The 557-nt window shown below is 63.7% G+C and carries 1 pseudogene; it reads right to left on the minus strand.

What is annotated here, in order from left to right:
- Nucleotides 1–557: pseudogene (locus QEG70_RS16945) on the minus strand (1-deoxy-D-xylulose-5-phosphate synthase); the annotation flags it as partial.

The raw sequence follows: 557 nt of genomic DNA on the forward strand, positions 1-557 counted from the left end.
TCAAACGCGATGGCGGTGGCGGTCATGTTCAGCAGTTCAAGCTCGTCGCTCGGCGCCATCAGCGTGATGCCGGGCAGGCAGCCCAGATAGGCAATGTCGAAGGAGCCGGCATGGGTCGCGCCATCAGCGCCGACCAGCCCCGCGCGGTCGATGGCGAATCGCACCGGCAGCTTCTGCAGCACCACGTCATGCATCACCTGGTCATAGGCGCGCTGCAGGAAGGTGGAATAGATGGCGCAGAACGGGCGCAACCCTTCCGTGGCCATGCCAGCGGCAAAGGTCACGGCATGCTGCTCGGCAATGCCCACGTCAAAGAACCGGTCGGGATAGGCCTTGGCGAACTTGTCCAGACCCGTGCCCGAGGGCATGGCGGCGGTGATGGTGACGATTTTGTCGTCAGTTGCCGCCTGGCGCACGAGTTCCTTCGCAAACACCGAAGTGTAGCTCGGCGGGCCGGACGGGCCCTTCTTTTGCTCGCCGGTGACGACATTGAACTTGGAGACGGCGTGGTATTTGTCGCCAGCCGATTCGGCCGGGCTGTAGCCGTGGCCCTTTTC

It is taken from the genome of Komagataeibacter xylinus, assembly GCF_031081985.1.
GTDB lineage: Bacteria > Pseudomonadota > Alphaproteobacteria > Acetobacterales > Acetobacteraceae > Komagataeibacter > Komagataeibacter xylinus_E.